The following is a 21,861-nucleotide window of genomic DNA, read 5'->3' as shown; positions in this document are numbered from 1 at the left end:
GTGTTCCGCATATGTTCTGATACAGATTCGCTATGGCCAAGACAAAGCGCAAATTCGTCTGTCAGCAATGCGGCACCGTCGCGAGCCGGTGGCAGGGGCAGTGCGAGGATTGCGGTGAATGGAACAGCATCGTCGAGGAAGCGGCGGAGACGGTCTTTTCGGCGCGTCATGATCTGCAAGGCGGCGGGCGGGCGCTGACGATGGTTGCGCTCGACAGCGCGATCGCCTTGCCCGATCGTGCGTCCACCGGGATTGCCGAGTTTGATCGCGCGCTGGGCGGGGGGCTGGTCACCGGATCGGCGACGCTGATCGGCGGCGATCCGGGCATCGGCAAATCGACCTTGCTGTTGCAGGCGGCGGCGCGAATCGCGATGCGCGGGCTGGCGGTCGCCTATATCAGTGGCGAGGAAGCGGCCGATCAGGTGCGGTTGCGCGCGCAGCGGCTGGGGCTGGGGCAAGCGCCCGTGCAACTCGCGAGCGCGACATCGGTGCGCGATATTCTCACGACGCTGAGCGAAGGGCCGCCGCCCGCCCTGCTCGTGATCGATTCGATCCAGACCATGCACAGCGATTTGATCGAAGGCGCGCCCGGCACGGTCAGCCAGGTGCGCGCCTCGGCTCAGGAACTGATCCGCTTCGCCAAACAGCGCGGCACCGCGCTGGTGCTGGTGGGGCATGTCACCAAGGATGGCAGCATCGCCGGGCCGCGCGTGCTGGAACATATGGTCGACACGGTGTTGAGCTTCGAAGGCGAGCGCAGCCATCAATATCGCATCCTGCGCGCGATCAAGAATCGCTTCGGCGGCACCGACGAGATCGGCGTGTTCGCGATGGTGGCGGAAGGGCTGGAGGAGGTCGCCAATCCCTCCGCCCTGTTCCTCACCCACCGCGACGAGAGTGTGACCGGCGCGACGGTCTTTCCCGCGCTGGAGGGGACGCGGCCGGTGTTGGTGGAAATTCAGGCGCTGGTGGTGCGGCTGTCGAGCGGGGCCACGCCCCGGCGCGCGGTGGTCGGCTGGGACAGCGGACGGCTGGCGATGGTGCTGGCGGTGCTGGAGGCGCGCTGCGGCCTCAGCTTCTCGACCTGCGAAGTCTATCTGAACGTCGCTGGCGGCTATCGCCTGTCCGATCCTGCCGCCGATCTGGCGGTGGCGGCGGCGCTGATTTCGGCGCTGGCGGAAAAGCCGGTGCCGGCCGACATGGTGTTGTTCGGCGAAATCGCGCTGTCGGGCGAAATCCGGCCGGTCGCGCATTCACCGCTTCGATTACGGGAAGCCGCGAAACTCGGCTTCGAACGCGCTTTCGTGCCCAGCGCGGCGGCGGACGGGGTCAAGGGCATAGCGGTGAGCGGCTACCGCAGCCTCGCGCAACTGGTTGACCAGATGCTCGGGCGCGGATAGCCAGCCGTCATGAACGGCGTCGATATTTTGGTCCTGCTGCTGATCGGTGGCTGCGCCGTCTTCGGCCTGCTGCGCGGCTTCGTGCAGGAAACCCTGTCGCTAATCGCCTGGGTGCTCGGCATTTTCGCCATCCGCCTGTTCCACGCCCCGGCCGCGGCGTTCCTCACAGGCTTCGTCGGCACGACCAGCGGCGCGGCGATCCTGGCGTTCGCGCTGGTGTTCGGCATCACCTTCGGCGCGGGCAAGCTGCTCGCGCGGGCGATCGGGCGGCGGACGCGCCAGTCGATCCTGGGGCCGGTCGACCGGGTGCTCGGCGGCGGATTCGGCGCGATCAAGGGACTGATCGGCGCGACGCTGATCTTTCTCACCTTCAGTCTGGTCTACGATACGGTTTATGGCAGCGGCGCGCGGCGACCCGACTGGCTGTCCGACGCGCGCACCTATCCGCTGCTCAACGCGAGCGGCGAGGCGATCAGCGAATTCGTCGCCGAGCGCCGCGCGAAAAAGCCCGCCTGAACCTTACAGCCAGCCCTTGGCGCGATAGGCCTCGACCGTGGCCTTCAGCCCCGCCTCGGTCGGCACGGCCGGGGTCCAGATCGTCGGCGGCGGCTGCATCGTGCCGTTCGCGACCCAATCGGGATGACAGAAATAGCGCACCCGATCCGGCGTAAGCTTCGCCCGGCCGCCGCGAAAGCCGCGATCGAGACCCGCACCGATGTTCATGACCCAGCGCGGCACCGCCATGGTGCGTACCGGCCGCCCGACCGCGCGGCCGACCGCCTGCCCGAAATCCTTGTGATCCCAGCCGCCCGGCGTCCCGTCATCGACCTCGAACGTGCGGGCGAGGCCCAGATGCCGCTGCGACCCCAGCGCCAGCAGCAGGCGGGCAAGGTCCCCGACCTCGATCACCGAAAGCCGCCCGCCCGGCGGCAGCAGCATGACACCGCGCTGCGCCATCGCAAACAGCTCCAGCATCTCGCGGTCGCCCGGCCCGTAAATGGCGGGCGGCCGCACGATCGTCCAGTCGAGGCCGCTCGCCCTTACATGGCGCTCGGCCAGTTCCTTGGACCAGCCATAGTCGGACAGTTGCGGCTCGCGCGCGGCGAGCGACGACACATGCACCAGCCTCCGCACGCCCCGGCGGCGCATCGCGTCGATCAGCGTCATGGTGCCACGCGCATTGCCCGCCTCGAAGCCATCGCGGTCCGGCGCATTCACGACCCCGGCGATATGGATCACCGCATCGACATCGCGCACCAGCGTATCGAGCGCGGCGGCGTTGTCGAGCGACCCGTGCACCCATTTGAGGCGCGCGCGCGGCGGCTGCGCACGGCGAGCGAGCGCACTGACATGCAGCCCCGCCGCCAGCGCCTGATTCAGGGTTTCGGCGCCGACGAATCCCGTCGCGCCGGTCATGGCGATGCGCAGCGACATGGGGTTCAGACCAGCGCCATATGATCGCGGTGCACCAGCACCGATCGCGGCATTTCGCCCAGCAGCGCGGCGATATCCTCGCTGCGCTTGCCCGCGATCCGCGTGGCGGCGGCGCTGTCATATTCGGACAGGCCGCGCGCGATGACCCGGCCGTCATGGCTGAGGATATCGACCACATCGCCGCGCTCGAACTGCCCCTCCACCCGCGCGACGCCCGCAGGCAGCAGGCTGTTGCCGCGCTCCAGCGCCCGTTCCGCGCCTTCATCGACGATGATGCGCCCGCGCACGGTCAGTCGGCCCGACAGCCAGCCCCTCCGAGCACCGTTGCGCGCACCCTTGCCCTGGGCCGCGAGGAAGATCGAGCCGCGCCCGCCCTGTTCCCAGTGGGACAGCGGCGCGTCGATCTTGCCCGAAATGATAGCGAGGTGCGCGCCTGCGCCGGTGGCGATCTTCGCCGCCTCGATCTTGGACGTCATGCCGCCCGATCCCATGCCGGACGCGGAGCCGCCGTCGGCCATGGCCATGATCCGCGCGTCGATGCGCTCTATCCTGTCGATGAACATGGCGTTCGCATCGGCGTGCGGGTTCGCGCTGTAAAGCCCGTCTACGTCAGACAGCAGCACCACCGCGTCAGCCCGAGCGGCTTGCCCGATCCGTGCCGCCAGCCGGTCATTGTCGCCGAAGCGGATTTCGGCGGTGGCGACGCTGTCATTTTCGTTGACGACCGGCACCACGCCAAGCTGCATCAGCCGTTCCAGCGTCGCTGACGCGTTGAGATAGCGGCGGCGATGTTCCAGATCGTCGAGCGTCACCAGCATCTGCGCCGCCGTGATATCCCGCTCCGCCAGCAGCGCGGCCCAGCATTGGGACAGCGCGATCTGGCCGGTCGCGGCGGCGGCCTGCGCATCCTCCAGACTGCCGCGCCCGCCCTTGGGCAGCTTCAGCCGCCGTGCGCCGAGCGCGATAGCGCCCGACGACACGATGATGATCTGCTGCCCGGCGGCCTTGCGCGCGGCGACATCGGCGACCAGCGTGCGCAGCCAGGCTTCGCGCACCTGCCCGGCGGCGTCCACGAGCAGCGCGGAGCCGATCTTGATGACAAGGCGACGGGCGGAGGACGGCGGGAAGCCGGGGAGGGGAGCGGTCATGACGGCCTGGAATGACGAGAGAGTTTCGTGGATTTCAGAGCGGCGACCATGGCTTTTCATCCTCGTCGCCGTCCCGGCTTCCGCCCGCATCGCTCAGCGCCGCCGCTTTGGCATCGCCAACCATCGGCAGGATGGCGTCCAGCAGCGCCTCGACGCCGTCGCCGTTGCCCGCCGAGATGATGAACACATCCTCGACGCCCGACTGGCGCAGCTGCGCGGCGATATCTTCCATCAGTTCAGGTCCCAGCAGATCGCCCTTGTTCAGCGCGACGATCTGTGGCTTTTCCTCCAGGCCGCCGCCATAGGCCGCCAGTTCGTCCTGCACGATGCGCCACGCCTCGATGGGATCGTCGCCGGTCGCGTCGATCAGGTGGAGCAGCACGCGGCATCGCTCGATATGGCCCAGGAAGCGGTCGCCGATCCCCGCGCCCTCTGCCGCGCCTGCGATCAGGCCGGGAATATCCGCCAGCACGAATTCGCGCTGCTTGTGCAGCACGACGCCCAGTTGCGGCTTGGTGGTGGTGAAGGCATAGGCGCCGACCTTCGCCTTCGTATTCGTCACCTTGTTGATGAGCGTCGATTTGCCCGCATTGGGCATGCCGACGAGGCCGACATCGGCGAGCAGCTTGAGCCGCAGCCAGACCCACATTTCCTGCCCCGGCCAGCCCGTGCCATGCTGACGCGGCGCGCGATTGGTGCTGGTCTTGTACGACATATTGCCCCGCCCGCCGTCACCGCCGCGCAGAAAGACGATGCGCTGCCCCGGCTCGGTGAAGTCGGCGAGGATTTCCTGATCCTCATAATCGGGGATGCCGTCCTCATCCTCGGTGCCTTCGATCGGTTGCGGATCGGTCAGAATCTGGGTGCCGACCGGCACCTGCACGATCAGGTCCTCGCCGCCCGCGCCATAGCGGTTCTTGCCCATGCCGGGCTTGCCGCGCTGCGCCTTGAAATGCTGGGTGTAGCGGAAGTCGATCAGCGTGTTGAGACCGGCGACGCATTCGAAGATGATGTCGCCGCCCTTGCCGCCATAGCCGCCGTCCGGCCCGCCATATTCGACATATTTTTCACGCCGGAAACTGACCGCGCCGGGGCCGCCCCAGCCGGACTTGATGTAAATTTTTGCTTGATCGAGAAAATGCATGGGCGGCCCATAGCCGCTTAGAGCTTGTTTGGAAATGCGCCTTTGGCGCATCCGCACCGGCCCTCACCCCCACCCGACCGCCCATCAGGATACCATGTCTGGGAGGTCGGCGGAGATGAGGGCCGGTGCGGCATTTCCAAACAGACGCTCATCGTGGGGAATTAAACCGTCTCGCGCGCCGCACGGATCGCATGGCGCGACCGCGTGCGGCGGGTTCATCCGTCAGGCGGCGAGCGCGGGACCCCCGTCGCCATAAAGTTCGAGCGCCGGGTCATTGGCCATGCGCACGACTTCGCCCTCTTCGAAGATCAGGCAATCGACTTCGGCGCGCCGCGCCGCGCTGAACCGCCGCTCGGTCTGGCCGGTGAAGCGAAAGCCGATTTTGCGCAGCACATTGCCCGACGCCGGATTGTCGGCAAAGTGAAAGGCGCGCAGCCCTTGCAGACCGGTGGCGCGCGCCATGCTCAGCATCGCCTGCGTCGCTTCCGTCGCAAAGCCCAGCCCCCAATAGGGCCGCGCGATCCAGTAGCCGAGTTCCGGTGCGCCGTCCGCCGCCGTGGAGATGGCGCAGCCCCCGACGAGGCGCGGCGCGCCCAGCGTGCGGGTGAAGGCGAGCAAGCGGGGCGCGCGTGCGTCCTGCGGTATCGACAGGAATGCTTGCGCATCGGCAAGTTCATAGGGGCTGGGAGCCTCCGCCAGATTGCGCAGCACGGCATCATTGCCGATCGCTTCGGCAAGGGCGGGGGCGTCTTCCATCCAGCCTGGCCGCAGCAGCAGGCGGGGGGTGCGGGCGAACATGATCGTCTCTCCTGTTATGCGTTCGCCTTTGGCCGTCTTTCATGACGGCCTAAAGACAGTCCGGTCTGGTTGTTACCCCGCCCGCAGGACGCGCGAAGGGGTGACGGGTTCCAGAGGTTTGAGGGAAATGGAGCGAGAGCGCGACAAACGGAAAAGGGCGCTCCCTTTGACAAGGAGCGCCCCTTTTTCCCTCGAACACCGATGGCGATTTTTCGGTCGCCGATCGGGAGGATCGCCCCTTTTTCAAGGACGACCCGTCATGTCGTCCGAATTTATTCCGCGGCTTCCGCCTGCGCGTCGACCGATACATATTTGCGGCCGAGCTTGCCCGAATGGAAGGTCACGCGACCTTCGCCAAGGGCGAACAGCGTGTGATCCTTGCCCATGCCGACATTGCGGCCGGGATAGACGCGGGTGCCGCGCTGACGGATGATGATGTTGCCGCCGATCACTTCCTGACCGCCGAATTTCTTCACGCCAAGGCGCTTCGATTCCGAATCGCGACCGTTGCGCGACGAACCGCCAGCTTTCTTATGTGCCATGACCTAACTCCTTGATTGCTGAATGAGGCTCAGGCGCCGATCGACACGATCTTGAGGATCGTGTGACGCTGGCGATGGCCATTCTTGCGGCGATAATTGTGGCGGCGGCGCTTTTTGAAGACGATAACCTTCTCGCCCTTCGCCTGCGCGATGATTTCGGCAGCGACGGTCAGGCCGCCGGTGTCCTTGAGGTCGCCGCCTTCGCCGGCCAGCAGGATGTCATCCAGCGTGATCTTGTCGCCGGCCTCTCCGGCCAGCTTCTCGACGACGATCTTGTCTCCGGCGGCGACGCGATATTGCTTGCCGCCCGTGCGCACGATAGCGAACATGGCTTGTCTCTTCTCGTTCAAAACTGCTTTACGCAACTCACCGAAGACCTTGAAGTCCTGCTGACCCGCGCGGGAATGTGGCCCGTTAGTGGAAGGGGCGGGCGATGTCAACCGGGCGAAGCGGCGGATGAGGGTGGTTTTAACGGCTCCGCTTCCTATAATAGAGCGGATGCCAAAGGGAGCCGAATGACGCGATCGCCGGACAGGATGTTGATGAACGAGGGCGATATGCCCTTCGTCGCGACCCTGTGGATGACGCTGATTCTGGCGCTGGCCTGCGCCCTTGCCCCGCTGGGGCCGCCATCGAGCCGTGAGGCGGGGTCTGCGTTCAACCCGGCGACGACCGCCGTGGCGCTGAAGGTGCGCTCGCCCGATATCGCGCCGATGGTCAGGGTCGCCGATCCCGATGATACCCGCCGGTCGATCGGGTTGGACGTACCGACGCTTCCTGCCGCCTCCGCCATTGTCGCGGAGGGACGGGCGCGCCTCGTGCAGGCATGGGCGGGATGGACGACTGCGCGAGCGCCGTCCGCCGTCCGATCCGGTCACAGGCTGGCCAGAGCACCCCCGGTTCGCGTCTGACCGCCCGCGTGAAGCGGGCCGCTATCGACCGAATCATGCTATACCCGACGGATGGCGCGCGATCGCGCCCGCATGTCGTCCGCCGCCCCTGAACGAAAGGCTTTCATGCCCCATCACACGCCCCTGATCGGCACCATCGTCGCCGGTCTCGTCGTTGCTTTCATCATGGGTTCGATCGCCCATCGCCTCAAATTATCGCCGCTCGTCGGCTATCTGGTCGCGGGCATCATGGTCGGTCCCTTCACCCCCGGCTTCGTCGCGGACACGAGCCTTGCCAATGAACTGGCGGAAATCGGCGTCATCCTGCTGATGTTCGGTGTGGGTCTGCATTTTTCGCTCAAGGACCTGCTGTCGGTCAAATATATCGCCGTGCCGGGCGCCCTGGCGCAGATTGCGGTGGCTACCTTGCTCGGCGTCGGGCTTGGGCATGTCATGGGCTGGCCGTTGATGGGCGGCATCGTGTTCGGCCTCGCCCTGTCGGTGGCCAGCACCGTCGTCCTGCTGCGCGCGCTTCAGGGGGCCGATCTGGTCGAAACCAAGCGCGGGCGAATCGCGGTGGGCTGGCTGATCGTCGAGGATCTGGTGATGGTTCTGGCGCTCGTCCTGCTGCCCGCGCTGGCGAAGGTTATCGGCGATGCGGATGGCGGCGGCGGGGCGGCCGCCTTGCTCGGGCCGCTGCTCGGCACCCTGCTCAAGGTCGCGGGCTTCGTCGCGCTGATGCTGATCGTGGGGCGGCGCGTCATCCCCTGGGCCTTGCACTGGGTCGTCCACAGCGGATCGCGCGAGCTGTTCCGCCTCGCCGTGCTGGCGATCGCGCTTGGCGTGGCCTTCGGCGCGGCGGCGGCGTTCGATGTCTCGTTCGCGCTCGGCGCTTTCTTCGCCGGCATGATCCTGGGCGAAACGCCGCTCAGCCGGCGGGCGACGGAAGAAACGCTGCCGCTGCGCGACGCTTTCGCGGTGCTGTTCTTCGTGTCGGTCGGCATGTTGTTCAACCCGCGCATATTGGTGGATCAGCCGTTGCCCCTGCTCGCCACCGTCGCGATCATCATCGTGGGCAAATCGATCGCGGCCTTCGCCATCGTCAAGCTGTTCCGCCATCCGGGCGACACCTCGCTCACCATCGCGGTCAGCCTGGCGCAGATCGGTGAATTCTCCTTCATCCTCGCGTCGCTCGGCACCGGGCTTGGCGTGTTGCCCGCTGAGGCGCGCGACCTGATCCTGGCCGGTGCGATCATTTCGATCTTCCTCAACCCCATCCTGTTCTCGCTGGTCGTGCGCGGCCGCAAGCAGGAGGAGCGGGACGAGGAAAATGCGCGCATTGCCGCCGCGCGTCCGGCGATCGGCCATGTCGTGCTGGTGGGCTATGGCCGCGTCGGCAAGCTGATCGCCGACCGGCTGGCGCAGCAGAAGGTGCATTTCGTGGTGGTCGAGGATGATGCGGAAAAGGCCGAGGAAGCCCGGCAGGCGGGCGTCCCGCTGGTCCGGGGCAATGCGCTGGAGGACCGGCATCTGCGCGCCGCCGGTATAGCCGAGGCGCGCCATCTGCTCATCGCCGTTCCCGAAGGGTTCGAGGGCGGCGCGATCCACGAACATGCGCGCTCGCTGAACCCCAATCTTCAGACCATCGCCCGCGCCCATAGCGACGCGGAAGTGGAGTATCTGGACGGGCTGGGCGTTCCCCATGTGGTGATGGGCGAGCGCGAACTGGCCGGGCGCATGCTGACGCTGTGCGGTGTGCGGTAATATAGGCCGCTCCGACCCGTCCGGCGCGAACCGGACGGGTCAAGCTTTGCCGATCAGCCCCGGCCGCGCGGCGGCCCCTTGCGCGCAGCGCCGCCCTTGAAGGCGCGTGGCTTGTGCGACGGCGGGCCGCTGCGGTTGGGCCGGTCGCCATTGGCCGGGCGCAATTGCTTGCGATGTTCCCGCGCTTCCTCGCGCGGCGCACCCTCGACCGGCTCGAACGCCACATCGGCGCCCTCGTCACCCGCCTCGCCCGAACGCTTGACCGCCGCGATGAAGCGCGACGCGATCGCCTTGGGAATTTCGAACATCGTTTCGCTCGCCGTGATCCGGATCGCGCCGATATCGCCGCGCGACACATGGCCGCGACGGCAGATCAGCGGCAATATCCAGCGCGGATCGGCATTTTGGCGGCGACCAATGTCCATGCGGAACCATTGGGTATCCTCAAAGCCCGGACGTGGCCCTTCGCGGCGCGGCGGCGCTTCGCTGGCGTCCAGCATTTCTTCGGGCGCGGGCATGGCCGCCCGTGCGCTACGCACGAGCATGGCGGCGATTTCCTTGGCGCTCTTGGCGGCCAGCAATTCGGCGCCCAGCGTCCAGTCGGCTTCTTCCAGCTCCATCGGCGCCAGCAACTGCGCGCGCAGCCGCTCGGCATCCTGCGCCGCGATCGCTTCGCGGCTCGGCACCGGCACCCACTCGACGGGGATCTTCGCGCCGCGTAGCATCCCTTCGACCCGGCGACGGCGCGGATAGGGGACGATCAGGACGGCGGTGCCCTTCTTGCCCGCGCGGCCCGTGCGGCCGGACCGATGCTGCATCGTTTCGGCGTCGCGGGGAATTTCGACATGGACGACCAGCGTCAGCGTGGGCAGATCGATGCCGCGTGCGGCGACATCGGTGGCGACGCATACCCGCGCGCGCTTGTCGCGCAGGGCCTGCAAAGCATGATTGCGCTCGTTCTGGCTATGCTCGCCTGAAAGCGCGACCGCCGCAAAGCCGCGTTCGGTCAGGCTGGCGTGCAGATGGCGCACATTGTCGCGGGTCGCGCAAAACAGGATCGCCGTTTCCGCTTCGTGGAACCGCAGCAGGTTCACGACGGCATTTTCAATTTCGGACGGCGCGACGGTCATCGCCTGGTAGCTGATATCGCCATGGCCGCGGTCGGCGGAGGCCGATGCGATCTGGAACGCGTTCTTCTGATAGCGGCGGGCCAGCGCCACGATCGGCTTGGGCATGGTCGCGGAGAACAACAGCGTGCGGCGGCTTTCGGGCGTCGCGTCGAGAATGCCTTCAAGGTCCTCGCGGAAGCCCATGTCGAGCATCTCATCGGCCTCGTCGAGTACGGCGGTCCTGAGCGCCGACAGGTCGAGCGCGCCGCGTTCCAGATGGTCGCGCAGACGGCCCGGCGTGCCCACGACGATATGCGCGCCCTGCGCCAGCGCCTTGCGCTCCCGCGCGGCGTCCATGCCGCCGACGCAGGTCGCGATCCGCGCGCGCGCACCGGCATAGAGCCATTCCAGCTCGCGGCTGACCTGTAGCGCCAGTTCGCGCGTCGGCGCGATCACCAGCGCCAGCGGCCAGGCGGGCGGGGGCAGGCGGCCTTCCTCGTTCAGCAGTTCGCCCGCCATGGCGAGGCCGAAGGCGACGGTCTTGCCCGATCCGGTCTGCGCCGACACGATCATGTCGCGGCCGACCGCTTCGGGTTCGATGACGGAAGCCTGCACTTCGGTCAGGGCTTCATAGCCCTTTTTGCTCAGCGCCTCGGCGAGGAGGGGAGGGAGGTTTTCGAATGCCATTAGTGTGTTTTCCATCGGATAAAAGCGACCCGCCTTCGTCCGACGGATACCAAGAGACCTGTCTGTGCTCCTGCGAACGCCGGAGCCTGGGGGCAAGGTCACGCACCCCAATCCTGAACTCCTGTTTTCGCAGGAGGATAGTTAGCGGGAGAGGCAGGATCTGCCATGTCCCCAAACAAGAAAGCCTCCTTCCCGCGTTCCCGAGGAAGGAGGCTCCTTGTTACCTTATAGCGCAGAAATCAGACGTTGGCGACTTCCGCCACATCGACCTTCACGCCCGGACCCATCGACGACGACAGGGCGATCTTGCGGACATATTTGCCCTTCGATCCGGTCGGCTTCGCCTTGACGATCGCATCGACGAAGGCGTCGAAATTCTTGCGCAGATCTTCGGCGGTGAAGCTCGACTTGCCAAGGCCGGCATGGATGATGCCCGCCTTTTCGACGCGGAATTCGATCTGGCCACCCTTGGCGGCCTTCACGGCTTCGGCGACGTTCGGCGTCACGGTGCCAAGCTTCGGGTTCGGCATCAGGCCCTTGGGACCCAGCACCTTGCCGAGACGACCGACCAGACCCATCATGTCGGGCGTGGCGATGACGCGCTGGAAGTCGATATTGCCGGCCTGGATGCTCTCCAGCAGGTCTTCCGCACCCACGATGTCGGCGCCGGCGGCGGTCGCCGCTTCGGCCTTGTCGCCACGGGCGAACACGGCGACGCGGACGTCCTTGCCGGTGCCTGCGGGCAGGGTGACGACGCCACGGACCATCTGGTCGGCGTGACGCGGATCGACGCCCAGGTTGATCGCGATCTCGACGCTTTCGTCGAACTTGGCGGTCGCGTGGGTCTTGATCAGGCCCAGCGCCTCATCGACGCCGTGCAGCTTTTCACGATCGATCGTGGTGGCGAGTGCCTTCGCCTTCTTGGTCAGCTTTGCCATGATCTTAGCCCTCCACCACGTCGAGGCCCATCGCGCGAGCGGAGCCTTCGATGATCTTCGTTGCAGCGTCGATGTCGTTCGCGTTCAGATCGACCATCTTGGCCTGCGCGATTTCGGCGAGCTGGGTGCGGGTGATCTTGCCGGCGACGACCTTGCCCGGTTCCTTGGAACCCGACTTCAGATTGATCGCCTTCTTGATGAGGAAGGTCGCGGGCGGCTGCTTCATCGTGAAGGTGAAGCTGCGGTCGGCATAGACGGTGATGATCGTGGGCAGGGGCGTGCCCTTGTCCATGTTCGCCGTCTGCGCGTTGAACGCCTTGCAGAATTCCATGATGTTCACGCCGCGCTGACCCAGTGCTGGGCCGATCGGCGGGGCAGGCTTGGCATCTCCAGCGGGCACCTGGAGCTTGATATAGCCCGTAATCTTCTTGGCCATTGTCACTCACTCTGTTGCTGGGCGCGCCGGTAAAGGACACACCCGGTTCAAGTTTAGCGGTTCAAGCGGCGCTCCGTAGAACGCCTCCCGCGCTTATTTCCGGTCGCCCGGAAATTCTTATTCCGCCGAACTTACTTACTTGGACAGTTCGACCTGTTCGAAATCCAGTTCGACCGGGGTGGCGCGACCAAAGATCGACACCGACACCTTGACCCGGTTCTTTTCGAAATCCAGTTCCTCGACCGTGCCGTTGAAGCTGGCGAAGGGACCGTCCAGCACCTTGACCGCGTCGCCGATCTCGTAATCGACGCTGACCTTGTGCTTGGGCGCGGCTTCGGCTTCCTTGCGGGCGCCGAAATAGCGGGCGGCCTCGGTCTCGCTGATCGCCTGCGGCTTGCCCATCGACCCTAAGAAACCCGTGACCTTGGGCGTGTTCTTGACGAGGTGATAGACATCGTCGTTCATCGCCAGCTTGGCGAGGACGTAGCCCGGCATGAACTTGCGCTCGACCTGCACCTTCTTGCCGCGCTTGACCTCTGTCACGGTCTCGGTGGGGACTTCCACCTGTTCGACCAGCTGGGTGAGGCCCATGCGCTCGGCTTCGGACAGGATCGATTCCTTGACCTTGTTTTCGAAGCCCGAATAGGCGTGGATGATGTACCAGCGCGCCATGTTACCGTGTCAAACTCCCAAAATATCCGGTCATATCGTTCAGGCCTGCCCGGCGGCGAACGCCAGCAGCCAGCGCACGATCGCACCGAAGAAGGTGTCGATGCCAAAGAAGAACAGCCCCAGCGTCGTCGTCATGATGACGACCATGACCGCCGTCATCATCGTCTCGCGGCCGGTGGGCCAGACGATCTTCGACGCTTCGGTCTTGACCTGATTGACGAACTCACCGGGAGAAGTCTTGGCCATGCAGCTGCCCGTTCACCTTCGAAACCAACACCAAAGCGCGAGGCAATACGCCGCCCTCCCGATCCCGCCCTGTTCGGCGTCCGGGGGTGCGGCCGCATAGCTTCGCGACACAATTCGACGGCGCATCTAGCGGCAAACCCCGCGATAGACAAGGGATGCCGCTAAAAGGCTTTGGCAGGAGTGCCCGGATTCGAACCGAGGACATTCGGTTTTGGAGACCGACGCTCTACCAGCTGAGCTACACTCCTGTGCCGGCGAAGGAGGGCGCTTTAGCGTGGCCAGCGGGGGAGGGCAAGGCAATAAACCTCATTGCGGCGCGGGTTCTTCCACTTGCGTATCGGCGCTCGTCTGCCGCTCCGCCTCCTGATTGATCTGCGCGCCGAGCAGAACCACGAAGGCCGACACATAGAGCCATAATTGCAGCACCACGACCGCGCCCAGCGACCCGTATGTCTCGTTATAATTGCCGAATTTCGCGACATAGAGCGATACCGCCAGCGTTGTCGCCACCCAGAACAGGGTCGCGGTGATCGACCCGGTGGTCAGCCACCGCCACCGCGCCCGGCGGCGATGCGGCCCGAAGCGGTAGACGAGCGCGAACACCAGGCTCGCGAGCGCGGCGGCGGCGATCCACGTCAGCAGCTTGACGGAAAAGATCGCGGCGGCGCCCCAGCCGCTGACCATGTCCTGCAAAAACCCGATGACCGAAGCGGTGACGACGCCGCTCACCACGACCAGCACAGCGGAAAAGGTGATCCCCATCGACACCCGGTAAAAGGCGAAGAAACCGCGCGCCTCCTTCTCCTCATAGACGATGTTGAGCGCCTCGATGATGGCCGAGGCGGCGCGCGTCGCGCCATAGACGGCGAGAGCGAGCGCGAGCAGCAGGCCAAAGCCGACCGCAGGCTTGGTCGTGGTGACGATGGCCATCAACTGGTCGTTGATGAGCTTGGCGGCGTCGGCGGGCACGACCGTGATGATCGATCGCATATGTTCCGCGACCAGCGCCGGATCGCCGATCAGCCCATAGGTCAGCACGACGGCGGCCAGCAGAGGCGCGATGCTGAGAAAGGCGTAATAGGCGACGCCCGCCGCGAGCAGTGACAGATGATTGGTCGCTATCGCCGCCCAGACGCGCTTGGCGATTTCCCACCACGCGCGCGGCGGGATCTTCCATGGCGCATCGGCATGGACTTCGTGCGCGACCATCTCTGTCATCATGTCCCCTGTTCGCCCGGTTGTTCGCAGGCAGCCGCCAGCAAGCGCGCGAAGGCGGTCGGGAGTTCCCCCGGTCGAGGGCCGATAGGGGTTTTAGAGAAAGACGCCGCCCTTCATGATCCGGCGGGCGCGGCCCTGCACGGGCACGCGGTCGAACGGGGTATTGCCCGCCTGCGCCGCCATCTTGCCCGAATCCACGATCCACGGCGCGTCGGGATCGATGAAGATGAGATCGGCGGCGCTCCCCGGCGAAAAGCTCCCCGCCTGCACCCCCAGGATGCGGGCCGGATTGGCGCTGAGCAGCGTCATCAGCCGGTTGAGCGACACATGGCCGTCGCGCACGAGATTGAGCGAGAGCGCCAGCAGCGTTTCCGCGCCCGCCATGCCCGGCGCGGCGTCGGCGAAGGGCAGGCGCTTGTCCTCCGGTCCGCGCGGATCATGGCTGGATGTGATGACGTCCACCGTGCCATCGGCAACCGCCGCGATCGCCGCCTTGCGGTCATCCTCCGACCGCAGCGGCGGCGACAGGCGAGCGAAGGTGCGGAAATCGGTGACGGCATTGTCCGACAGGAACAGATAGGCCGGGCTGACCCCGCAGGTCACGTTCAGCCCCTCCGCCTTGGCGGCGCGCACCAGATCGAAGCCCGCCTGCGTCGTGACCAGCCGGAAATGCAGCGCCGCGCCGGTCTGTCGCACCAGCATGATGTCGCGCGCGATCGCCATCGCTTCGGCGCAGGCGGGCGCGTGGGGCAGGCCGAGCCGGGTCGCGGTCTCGCCCGATGTCGCCACCGCCCTCGCGGTCAGACCGCCATCTTCGGCATGAGCGATCACCGTCAGGCCAAGGCCGGACGCATAGGCCAGCACCCGCAGCATCACGCCCGAATCGGCGATCCATTGCCGCCCGGTGCCGACCGCCTTCGCGCCCGCCGCCTGCATCATGCCGATTTCGGCCAGCTCCAGCCCCTTGAGGCCGCGCGTCGCCGCCGCGATCGGATGGACCCAGAAGTCCGGCTTGCCCGCCCGTGTCGCCTGCCGGATGAGACCGGCGTCGTCGAGCGGGGAGGACTGGTCGGGCATCAGCGCCGCGCGCGTGATCCCGCCAAAATGAAAAGCGGGCTTGTCGGTCGCGAACACGCCCAGATCGACCAGCCCCGGCGCGACGACGAGTCCGCGCGCGTCGATGCGTTCGGCGTTCTCGGGAACGGCGATATCGCCCGCGGCGACGATGCGGTCGCCCTCGATCAGGATGACGCCGTCCGCCAGCTGATCCCCTGCCGGGTCGGCCAGCCGGCCGTTGACGATAGCGAGACTCGTCAAGACACAATCCTCCGACCCTGTAGCCCGGCGCAAAGCGAAGGCATCGATTCCCGCCTTTGCGGGAATGACGAAGAGGTCATGCCCATCCCTCGCTCCTTGATGGTCGGGATGGTCAAGCCCATCCCTCGATACCCCTTGCCCCGCGCGTGAGCACATCCAGACACGCCATGCGGATCGCGACGCCCATCTCCACCTGCTCGGTGATGGCGGAGCGTTCGGGATGGTCGGCGACGCTGCTCGAAATTTCGACGCCCCGGTTCATGGGGCCGGGATGCATGACCAGCGCGTCGGGCTTGGCCAGCGCCAGCCGCTCGGGCGTCAGGCCGTAGAGCATATGATATTCGCGCGGCGAGGGGATGAACGCCCCGTCCATCCGCTCATTCTGCAACCGCAGCATCATCACCACATCCGCCCCGTCGAGACCCGCGTCCATGCGGGTAAAGGGCGTCGCGCCCAGCATTTCGACCTCGGGCGGCATCAGGGTCGGCGGCGCGACCGCCCGCACCTGCGCGCCCAGCGCCGCGAGGCACAGCATGTTGGAGCGCGCGACCCGGCTGTGCAGCACATCGCCGCAAATGGCCACTACCAGCCCCTCGAAGCTCCCCTTGCGCCGCCGGATGGTCAGCGCGTCGAGCAGCGCCTGCGTCGGATGCTGGTGCCACCCGTCGCCCGCATTCAGCACCGGGCAATCGACCTTGTCCGCGATCAGCCGCACCGCGCCCGAACTCGCATGGCGGATGACGATGACATCGGCATACATGGCGTTGAGCGTCATCGCCGTGTCGATCAGCGTTTCGCCCTTCTTCACGCTCGACGTCGCCGCCACCATGTTGACGACGTCCGCGCCCAGCCTTTTCCCCGCAATCTCGAAGGACAGCAGGGTCCGTGTCGAATTTTCGAAGAAGGCGTTGATCTGGGTCATGCCGGCGAGCCGGTCGTCATGCTTGTGCGCGACGCCCCGATTGGCGCGCACCCATTGTTCCGCCTCGTCGAGCAGGAACCGGATTTCCCAGGGCTTGAGGTCGGCGATCGACAGGAGATGCCGGTGCGGAAACAGCGCGCGACCGGCAAGATCGGGCGGATTGGGCGCGGCGGTCGTTTCGGACATGGCCCAAGCCCTTAGGCGACCGGGCAGGGCAGGGCAAGCCGCACGGGCCGCGCAAACCGGCTATTGCGCGCGCGGTCGTAACTCGGTGACGCCAAGATGCAGAAAATAGCGATCAGTTTGTTTTACGATCGAGGCGTAGATATGACGGGCTGCACCTCCCGGCCCATTCACGTCCCACCGCCATGTCGTCCCTTGAACTTTTCCTCCGTCAGCCCGGCGTACATTGCCCCGCTTTACAGGCTCGATCGACAGCGAAGCAGTAATCAGCGCACCAACGGCGTCCGCCTCTTCCTGAAAAGATCGCGCGGCAAGGACGTTACATTCCGCGAGCGGCCACGTGTCCCAATGTGAACTGACAGTTACGTCTGACGCTTGCCATCCATCAAGGCGTGCACCTGGCCTTGTCCCAGCGTCAGCATCGATATACCGGAATTGCCAATCGCGCCGCTTTTCTATCGCCGGCTTAGCGGCGGCGGTCCCTATCGGGACATTGAGGCAGGCGTCCGCAAACAGCTTAACCAAGTCGCCCAAATGCCGAGTTCCGGGAGCTATTGGATCCTTCCGGAAAGAGTCGCCCGTTAGAACAACCTCACTTCCACCACCGTCATACCATGCTCCGTCAATGATGCGGCTCGGCTCAACTCCATGCGCAGCGCTAGCCGACAACAGCGCTACTGCAAGCAGGCCCATTTTTAATTTGGCCATTTCCTACTGCACGCCGCCCCACATGTCGCTGGTCCTGATATAGCCGCGCTGTCCGCGCACGTCGAATGCGCACCATCCACCGGCGCAGGACGAAAGCCGTCCGACCACGCCCTTTTCGGCGCGGAACAGCGCGCGCGACCCTTCATTGGGGGATTCGCGCAAGGGAGCCACCGGCGCGGTCACGACCCCCGTTTTGGCGTCGCTGAGCAGGCGGACATGCATCCAGCCCTGCGCACCTTCGCTATCCTCCACCTTGCGCCACAGGCCCAGCACCTGAACCACCTTCAGCGGCAGATCGCGGCGGCGGTAAATCCAGTTGGACGGGTAATCGAGGCTGGGTCCGACGCGCATCCGCGCCTCATTCTCCGAAATCGACGCCCAATAGGGCACCGGGCGGGCCGGAGCGGCGACCGCCTGTACGGCACCCGACAGACTGACGGCGGCGATAGAGGCGCCCAGCAGATATCGCTTCATATGCAAATCAAGTTCCTGTCCGCGCCCCGGCTCTCTCTTAGCCGCCAGCAGGCCCGACCGACAACCGTTGAGTTATAAGCGAGCGTGCAAATCCGGGGATAAGCGCTTGACCCGCAGCCTGACGGGGCATAGCGGCCAGACATGGCCAAGAAACCGCGCCCCGCCACGCCGCGGGTCATCGTGACCCGTCGTCTGCCGCCCAATGTGGAGGCGCGCATGGCGGAGCTGTTCGACATGAGTTTCAACGTCGGCGACGTGCCGATGGATCGTGCGGCGCTGGCGCGCGCGATGGCGCAATGCGACGTGCTGGTACCCTCCATCGGCGATCAGATCGACGCCGCGCTGATCGCCGCCGCGCCCGAACGGTTGCAACTGATCGCCAGTTTCGGCAGCGGGGTCGATCATATCGATCTCGCCGCCGCGCGCGAAAAGCGGATCATCGTCACCAACACGCCCGGCGTCCTGACCGAAGATACCGCCGACATGACGATGGCGCTGATCCTGTCGGTACCCCGCCGTCTCGCGGAAGGCGAAAAGCTGGTGCGCAGCGGCGCCTGGAGCGGCTGGAGTCCATCGGGCATGCTCGGCCATCGCATCGGCGGCAAAAGGCTGGGGATCGTCGGCATGGGCCGCATCGGCCGGGCGGTGGCGCGCCGCGCCCGCGCCTTTGGCCTGACCATTGCCTATCACAACCGCCACCGCCTGCCGTTCGAGGTGGAGCAGGAGCTGGATGCGGTCTGGTATCCCGATCTCGATTCGCTGCTGGGCGAATGCGACGTCCTGTCGATCAACTGCCCGCTCAACGCCGACAGCCGGGGGATGATCGACGCGCGCCGGATCGCGCTGATGCGCCCCGACGCCTATCTCATCAACACCTCGCGCGCCGAGATCACCGACGAGGCGGCGCTGATCGCCGCGCTCGAAGAAGGTCGGATCGGCGGCGCGGGGCTGGACGTCTATACCCACGAGCCGGCGATCGACCAGCGGCTGCTGGCGCTGTCCAATGTCGTGCTGCTGCCGCATATGGGGTCGGCGACGGTCGAGGGGCGCGACGCCACCGGCGCGCGCGTCATCGCCAATATCCGCACATGGTCGGATGGCCACCGCCCGCCCAATCAGGTGCTGGAAGGCTGGATCTGACCTAGAACCAGAAGCGCAGCCCCGTGACGAACCGGGTTACATTGCGATCATCCGCCGCCATCGCTTCCGGTCCCCGCACCCCGCTCCATTCGACTCCCACATAGGGCGTGAAGCGCGGCTCGATCATATAGCCGAGCCGCGCGCCCAGTTCCGCCTCGCGCAGCACGCTGTCGCGGGTCGCCAGATTGACCTCCGCCCGTGGCGTCAGCAGCAGGCGCTGGGTCAGGCGGATGTCGTGGCTCGCCTCGACCCGCGCCGTCAGCCTGCCCTTGTCGGACAGGAACAGCGCGGCGGCGACCTTGAACCAATAGGGCGCCAGCCCCTCGATGCCGACGCTCGCATAGCTGCGCGCCGGGGCCGGGCGGATATCCTGTCGCAAGCCGAGCTGGAAGTTGAACCACGGGTCGATCGCGTGCGACCACAGCGCCTGCGCTTCGGCATGGTCGATCCGACCGCGCGTCCCTTCGCCCTGCGTCTTGATCGTCAGCCGGTCGATATCGCCGCCGATCCACGCCTCGCCCTCCCAGCGATAGCCGTTGCGGCCGCGCTGCAACCGCGCTTCGAGCAGGTCGACCAGCACCATATTATGCGCCATGCCGCCATTTTCCCGCACCAGCATCCCGCGCGCATGCGCCATCGCGTCGCGATCGAACAGAGCGTCTGCCGCGTGATCGGCTGGCGGGGCAGGGGGTGTGACAGGCGCGCCATGGCCCTCATGGCCGTGGGACTGCGGCGGCGGAGCGGGCGCGTCCATCGTCATCCCCGGCATGTCCGCCATGTCGTGCCCGCTATGGTCCTGCGCCACGGCGGGCGCGAGGCCCAGCATCAGCGCCAGCGGGACGAACAGCACCCTCATGCCGGGTCCGCCCGCACGGTGACGACCCGGAACATCCCCGCATGCATATGCAGCAGCATGTGACAGTGGAACGCCCAGTCGCCCGGCGCATCGGCGGTCAGGTCGAAGCTCAGCCGGCCGCCCGGCAGGACGTTGACCGTATGCTTGCGCGGTTTGGCGCCATCATCGTCCGCGCCCGTCACCAGGTCGAAGAAATGGCCGTGCAGATGGATCGGATGCGGCATCATCGTGTCGTTGACCAGCGTGACGCGCACCCGCTCGCCGAGGCGAAAGGGGATCGGATCGACGCCGTCGCTATATTTCACCCCGTCGAACGACCACATATAGCGTTCCATGTTCGCGGTCAGATGCAGCGTGATCGAGCGGCCGGGGGCGCGCATATCGGGATTGGGCACAGCCGCGCGCAGGTCGCGATAGGTCAGTACGCGATGCGGCACATCCTCCAGCCCGGTGGGCCGATCGCCGGTGCGATCGGCGGGCATGGGTGACAGGCTCGCCACGCCGGGGCCGAGCGGCACGTCCGGCGCGGATGCCGGATCGCGCATCTTCATCGCGCCATGCGCAGTCGCCGGGGCAGGGGCCGCATCATGGCCCATCGCCATATGATCCATCGCCGCGCCCCCTGCCATGGCGCCATGGTCCATGCCCATATCGCGCATCGTCAGCAGCGGCCGGGGGCGGCGCGGCGGGATCGCGGCCGCCATGCCCATCGCCGGGGCCAGCGTCGCGCGGCACTGGCCGGACCGATCGATCGCCTCCGCGACGAACGCATAAGCGCGCGCCTCCGGCGGCTGGACCACGACATCATAGGTTTCCGCGATCGCGATCTGCAATTCGTCGGTTTCGACCGGCACGACATCCTGCCCGTCCGCCTGCACGACCGTCATCGCCAGCCCCGGCAGGCGGATGTTGAAATTGGTCATCGCCGATGCGTTGACGATGCGCAGCCGCACCCGCTCGCCCGGCGTGAACAGGCCCGTCCAGTTGCTCGCGCTGTCATGGCCGTTGACGAGATACTGATAGGCCGCGCCGGTCACATCCGAAATATCGGTCGGGTCCATCCGCATCCTGGCCCAGTCGAGCCGCTTGGCCAGCGGCTGATCGCGCCCGGCGAGCAACCCGGCGACCGTCTGGCGCTGCCGGTTATAATTGCCCCCCATCTGCTTGAGCCGCCGCAGCAACATATGCGGATGGGTGAAGCTCCAGTCCGACAGCACCACGATATGCTCGCGATCCGCCCGCACCCGGTCGCCGCCTGCCGGATCGATGACGATCGCGCCATATAGGCCCATCGCCTCCTGCATGTTCGAATGGCTGTGATACCAGTAGGTCCCGGCCTGCCTGACCGGGAAGGCGTAGGTGAAGGTCTCGCCCGCCGCGATGCCCGGAAAGCTGACGCCGGGCACGCCATCATATTGGAACGGCACCAGCAGGCCATGCCAGTGGATCGAGCTGTCCTCGTTCAGACTGTTGGTCACGGCCAGCCGCACATTCTGCCCCTCGCGCAGCCGGATCAGCGGGCCGGGCAAGGCGCCGTTCACCGTCACCGCATGGCCGCGCTGTGCGCCAAGCGCAAAGCTGCGGCGGCCGATGGTCAGCGCGATATCCTCGCCCGAAACCACGTCGCCGCCGGTCGTGGCCAGTCCATGCGAACCGCTGCGCGCCCAGCCCGGCGCGCAATTCCAGAACAAATTGGAGCCGCCGATGCCAGCGGCGGCGCGCAGCATGGCGCGGCGTGACAGGAAGGATGAGGGCACAGGGAAACTCATTATGGTGCCGTCGCAGCATGCCATGTCATGCCCGCAAACGCCAGCGCCGCCGATGCGGAACCCCGT

22 protein-coding genes and 1 tRNA gene are annotated in these 21,861 nt (G+C 66.3%); 5 read left to right on the top strand and 18 right to left on the bottom strand.

Annotated features, from left to right (window positions below):
* The first annotated feature begins 32 nt into the window (after positions 1–32).
* Together radA and ACODSN_RS11120 are read left to right on the top strand one after the other, a co-directional pair.
* Positions 33–1,400 carry a DNA repair protein RadA gene (radA, locus tag ACODSN_RS11125; protein WP_489055381.1) on the top strand — a complete coding sequence of 456 codons (1,368 nt, stop codon included), beginning with the start codon at positions 33–35 and terminating at the stop codon, positions 1,398–1,400.
* Between the two features lie 9 nt (positions 1,401–1,409).
* Positions 1,410–1,916, top strand: a complete 507-nt coding sequence (locus ACODSN_RS11120; RefSeq protein ID WP_489055379.1) for a CvpA family protein — start codon at positions 1,410–1,412, stop codon at positions 1,914–1,916.
* Positions 1,917–1,919: 3 nt separating this feature from the next.
* On the opposite strand, the gene ACODSN_RS11115 is transcribed toward ACODSN_RS11120, so the two are convergent.
* The 6 genes from ACODSN_RS11115 to rplU form a co-directional block, all read right to left on the bottom strand.
* Positions 1,920–2,834 (bottom strand): NAD-dependent epimerase/dehydratase family protein, encoded by a 915-nt coding sequence (locus ACODSN_RS11115; protein WP_489055377.1) that lies wholly within the window; start codon positions 2,832–2,834, stop codon positions 1,920–1,922.
* A 5-nt stretch (positions 2,835–2,839) separates the two neighbouring features.
* A complete protein-coding gene (gene proB, locus ACODSN_RS11110; protein WP_489055375.1) occupies positions 2,840–3,982 on the bottom strand; it encodes a glutamate 5-kinase in 1,143 nt (380 codons plus the stop codon).
* A 34-nt stretch (positions 3,983–4,016) separates the two neighbouring features.
* On the bottom strand, positions 4,017–5,126 hold the full coding sequence (obgE, locus tag ACODSN_RS11105; RefSeq protein ID WP_489055374.1) for a GTPase ObgE: 1,110 nt from the start codon (positions 5,124–5,126) through the stop codon (positions 4,017–4,019).
* Positions 5,127–5,348: 222 nt separating this feature from the next.
* Entirely contained in the window at positions 5,349–5,924 is a 576-nt protein-coding gene (locus ACODSN_RS11100; protein ID WP_489055372.1) for a GNAT family N-acetyltransferase, read from the bottom strand.
* 272 nt (positions 5,925–6,196) lie between these two features.
* Positions 6,197–6,466, bottom strand: a complete 270-nt coding sequence (gene rpmA, locus ACODSN_RS11095) for a 50S ribosomal protein L27 (RefSeq protein ID WP_340231722.1) — start codon at positions 6,464–6,466, stop codon at positions 6,197–6,199.
* A gap of 29 nt (positions 6,467–6,495) precedes the next feature.
* Positions 6,496–6,795 (bottom strand): 50S ribosomal protein L21, encoded by a 300-nt coding sequence (gene rplU / locus ACODSN_RS11090; RefSeq protein ID WP_489055370.1) that lies wholly within the window; start codon positions 6,793–6,795, stop codon positions 6,496–6,498.
* 213 nt (positions 6,796–7,008) lie between these two features.
* Here rplU and ACODSN_RS11085 point away from each other — a divergent pair, with 213 nt between their 5' ends.
* Entirely contained in the window at positions 7,009–7,377 is a 369-nt protein-coding gene (locus tag ACODSN_RS11085; RefSeq protein WP_489055368.1) for a hypothetical protein, read from the top strand.
* 105 nt (positions 7,378–7,482) lie between these two features.
* The gene (gene ybaL / locus ACODSN_RS11080) at positions 7,483–9,120 is read left to right on the top strand and encodes a YbaL family putative K(+) efflux transporter (protein WP_489055366.1); all 1,638 of its coding nucleotides are present in this window, start codon (positions 7,483–7,485) and stop codon (positions 9,118–9,120) included.
* Between the two features lie 53 nt (positions 9,121–9,173).
* On the opposite strand, the gene ACODSN_RS11075 is transcribed toward ybaL, so the two are convergent.
* From ACODSN_RS11075 to ACODSN_RS11030, 10 genes are all read right to left on the bottom strand, one after another.
* Positions 9,174–10,916, bottom strand: coding sequence for a DEAD/DEAH box helicase (locus ACODSN_RS11075; protein ID WP_489055364.1), 1,743 nt, complete (start codon positions 10,914–10,916; stop codon positions 9,174–9,176).
* A 239-nt stretch (positions 10,917–11,155) separates the two neighbouring features.
* Entirely contained in the window at positions 11,156–11,854 is a 699-nt protein-coding gene (gene rplA / locus ACODSN_RS11070; protein WP_489055362.1) for a 50S ribosomal protein L1, read from the bottom strand.
* A gap of 4 nt (positions 11,855–11,858) precedes the next feature.
* On the bottom strand, positions 11,859–12,290 hold the full coding sequence (gene rplK, locus ACODSN_RS11065) for a 50S ribosomal protein L11 (protein ID WP_489055360.1): 432 nt from the start codon (positions 12,288–12,290) through the stop codon (positions 11,859–11,861).
* Between the two features lie 135 nt (positions 12,291–12,425).
* Complete coding sequence (nusG, locus tag ACODSN_RS11060) at positions 12,426–12,962, bottom strand: transcription termination/antitermination protein NusG (RefSeq protein WP_340231730.1); 537 nt, start codon at positions 12,960–12,962, stop codon at positions 12,426–12,428.
* Between the two features lie 39 nt (positions 12,963–13,001).
* Complete coding sequence (secE, locus tag ACODSN_RS11055) at positions 13,002–13,208, bottom strand: preprotein translocase subunit SecE (RefSeq protein ID WP_489055358.1); 207 nt, start codon at positions 13,206–13,208, stop codon at positions 13,002–13,004.
* Between the two features lie 172 nt (positions 13,209–13,380).
* Positions 13,381–13,456 (bottom strand) — tRNA-Trp (locus ACODSN_RS11050).
* A 58-nt stretch (positions 13,457–13,514) separates the two neighbouring features.
* Positions 13,515–14,426, bottom strand: a complete 912-nt coding sequence (locus tag ACODSN_RS11045; RefSeq protein ID WP_489055485.1) for a YihY/virulence factor BrkB family protein — start codon at positions 14,424–14,426, stop codon at positions 13,515–13,517.
* A 93-nt stretch (positions 14,427–14,519) separates the two neighbouring features.
* The gene (locus ACODSN_RS11040; RefSeq protein ID WP_489055356.1) at positions 14,520–15,743 is read right to left on the bottom strand and encodes a dihydroorotase; all 1,224 of its coding nucleotides are present in this window, start codon (positions 15,741–15,743) and stop codon (positions 14,520–14,522) included.
* 112 nt (positions 15,744–15,855) lie between these two features.
* Positions 15,856–16,851: an aspartate carbamoyltransferase catalytic subunit gene (locus ACODSN_RS11035; RefSeq protein WP_489055354.1), complete on the bottom strand. Its 996-nt coding sequence runs from the start codon at positions 16,849–16,851 to the stop codon at positions 15,856–15,858.
* Between the two features lie 708 nt (positions 16,852–17,559).
* The gene (locus tag ACODSN_RS11030) at positions 17,560–18,030 is read right to left on the bottom strand and encodes an SH3 domain-containing protein (RefSeq protein WP_489055352.1); all 471 of its coding nucleotides are present in this window, start codon (positions 18,028–18,030) and stop codon (positions 17,560–17,562) included.
* 141 nt (positions 18,031–18,171) lie between these two features.
* On the opposite strand from ACODSN_RS11030, the gene ACODSN_RS11025 reads away from it, so the two are divergent.
* A complete protein-coding gene (locus ACODSN_RS11025; protein WP_489055350.1) occupies positions 18,172–19,170 on the top strand; it encodes a 2-hydroxyacid dehydrogenase in 999 nt (332 codons plus the stop codon).
* 1 nt (position 19,171) lies between these two features.
* Here ACODSN_RS11025 and ACODSN_RS11020 read toward each other — a convergent pair whose 3' ends face one another.
* A complete protein-coding gene (locus ACODSN_RS11020) occupies positions 19,172–20,026 on the bottom strand; it encodes a copper resistance protein B (protein WP_489055348.1) in 855 nt (284 codons plus the stop codon).
* Entirely contained in the window at positions 20,023–21,795 is a 1,773-nt protein-coding gene (locus ACODSN_RS11015; protein ID WP_489055346.1) for a copper resistance system multicopper oxidase, read from the bottom strand. Before ACODSN_RS11015 ends, ACODSN_RS11020 begins: the two co-directional genes overlap by 4 nt.
* Positions 21,796–21,861 lie beyond the last annotated feature (66 nt).

The organism is Sphingobium sp. FG11 (assembly GCF_057809915.1).
This window is presented reverse-complemented; position numbering and strand designations above follow the sequence as displayed.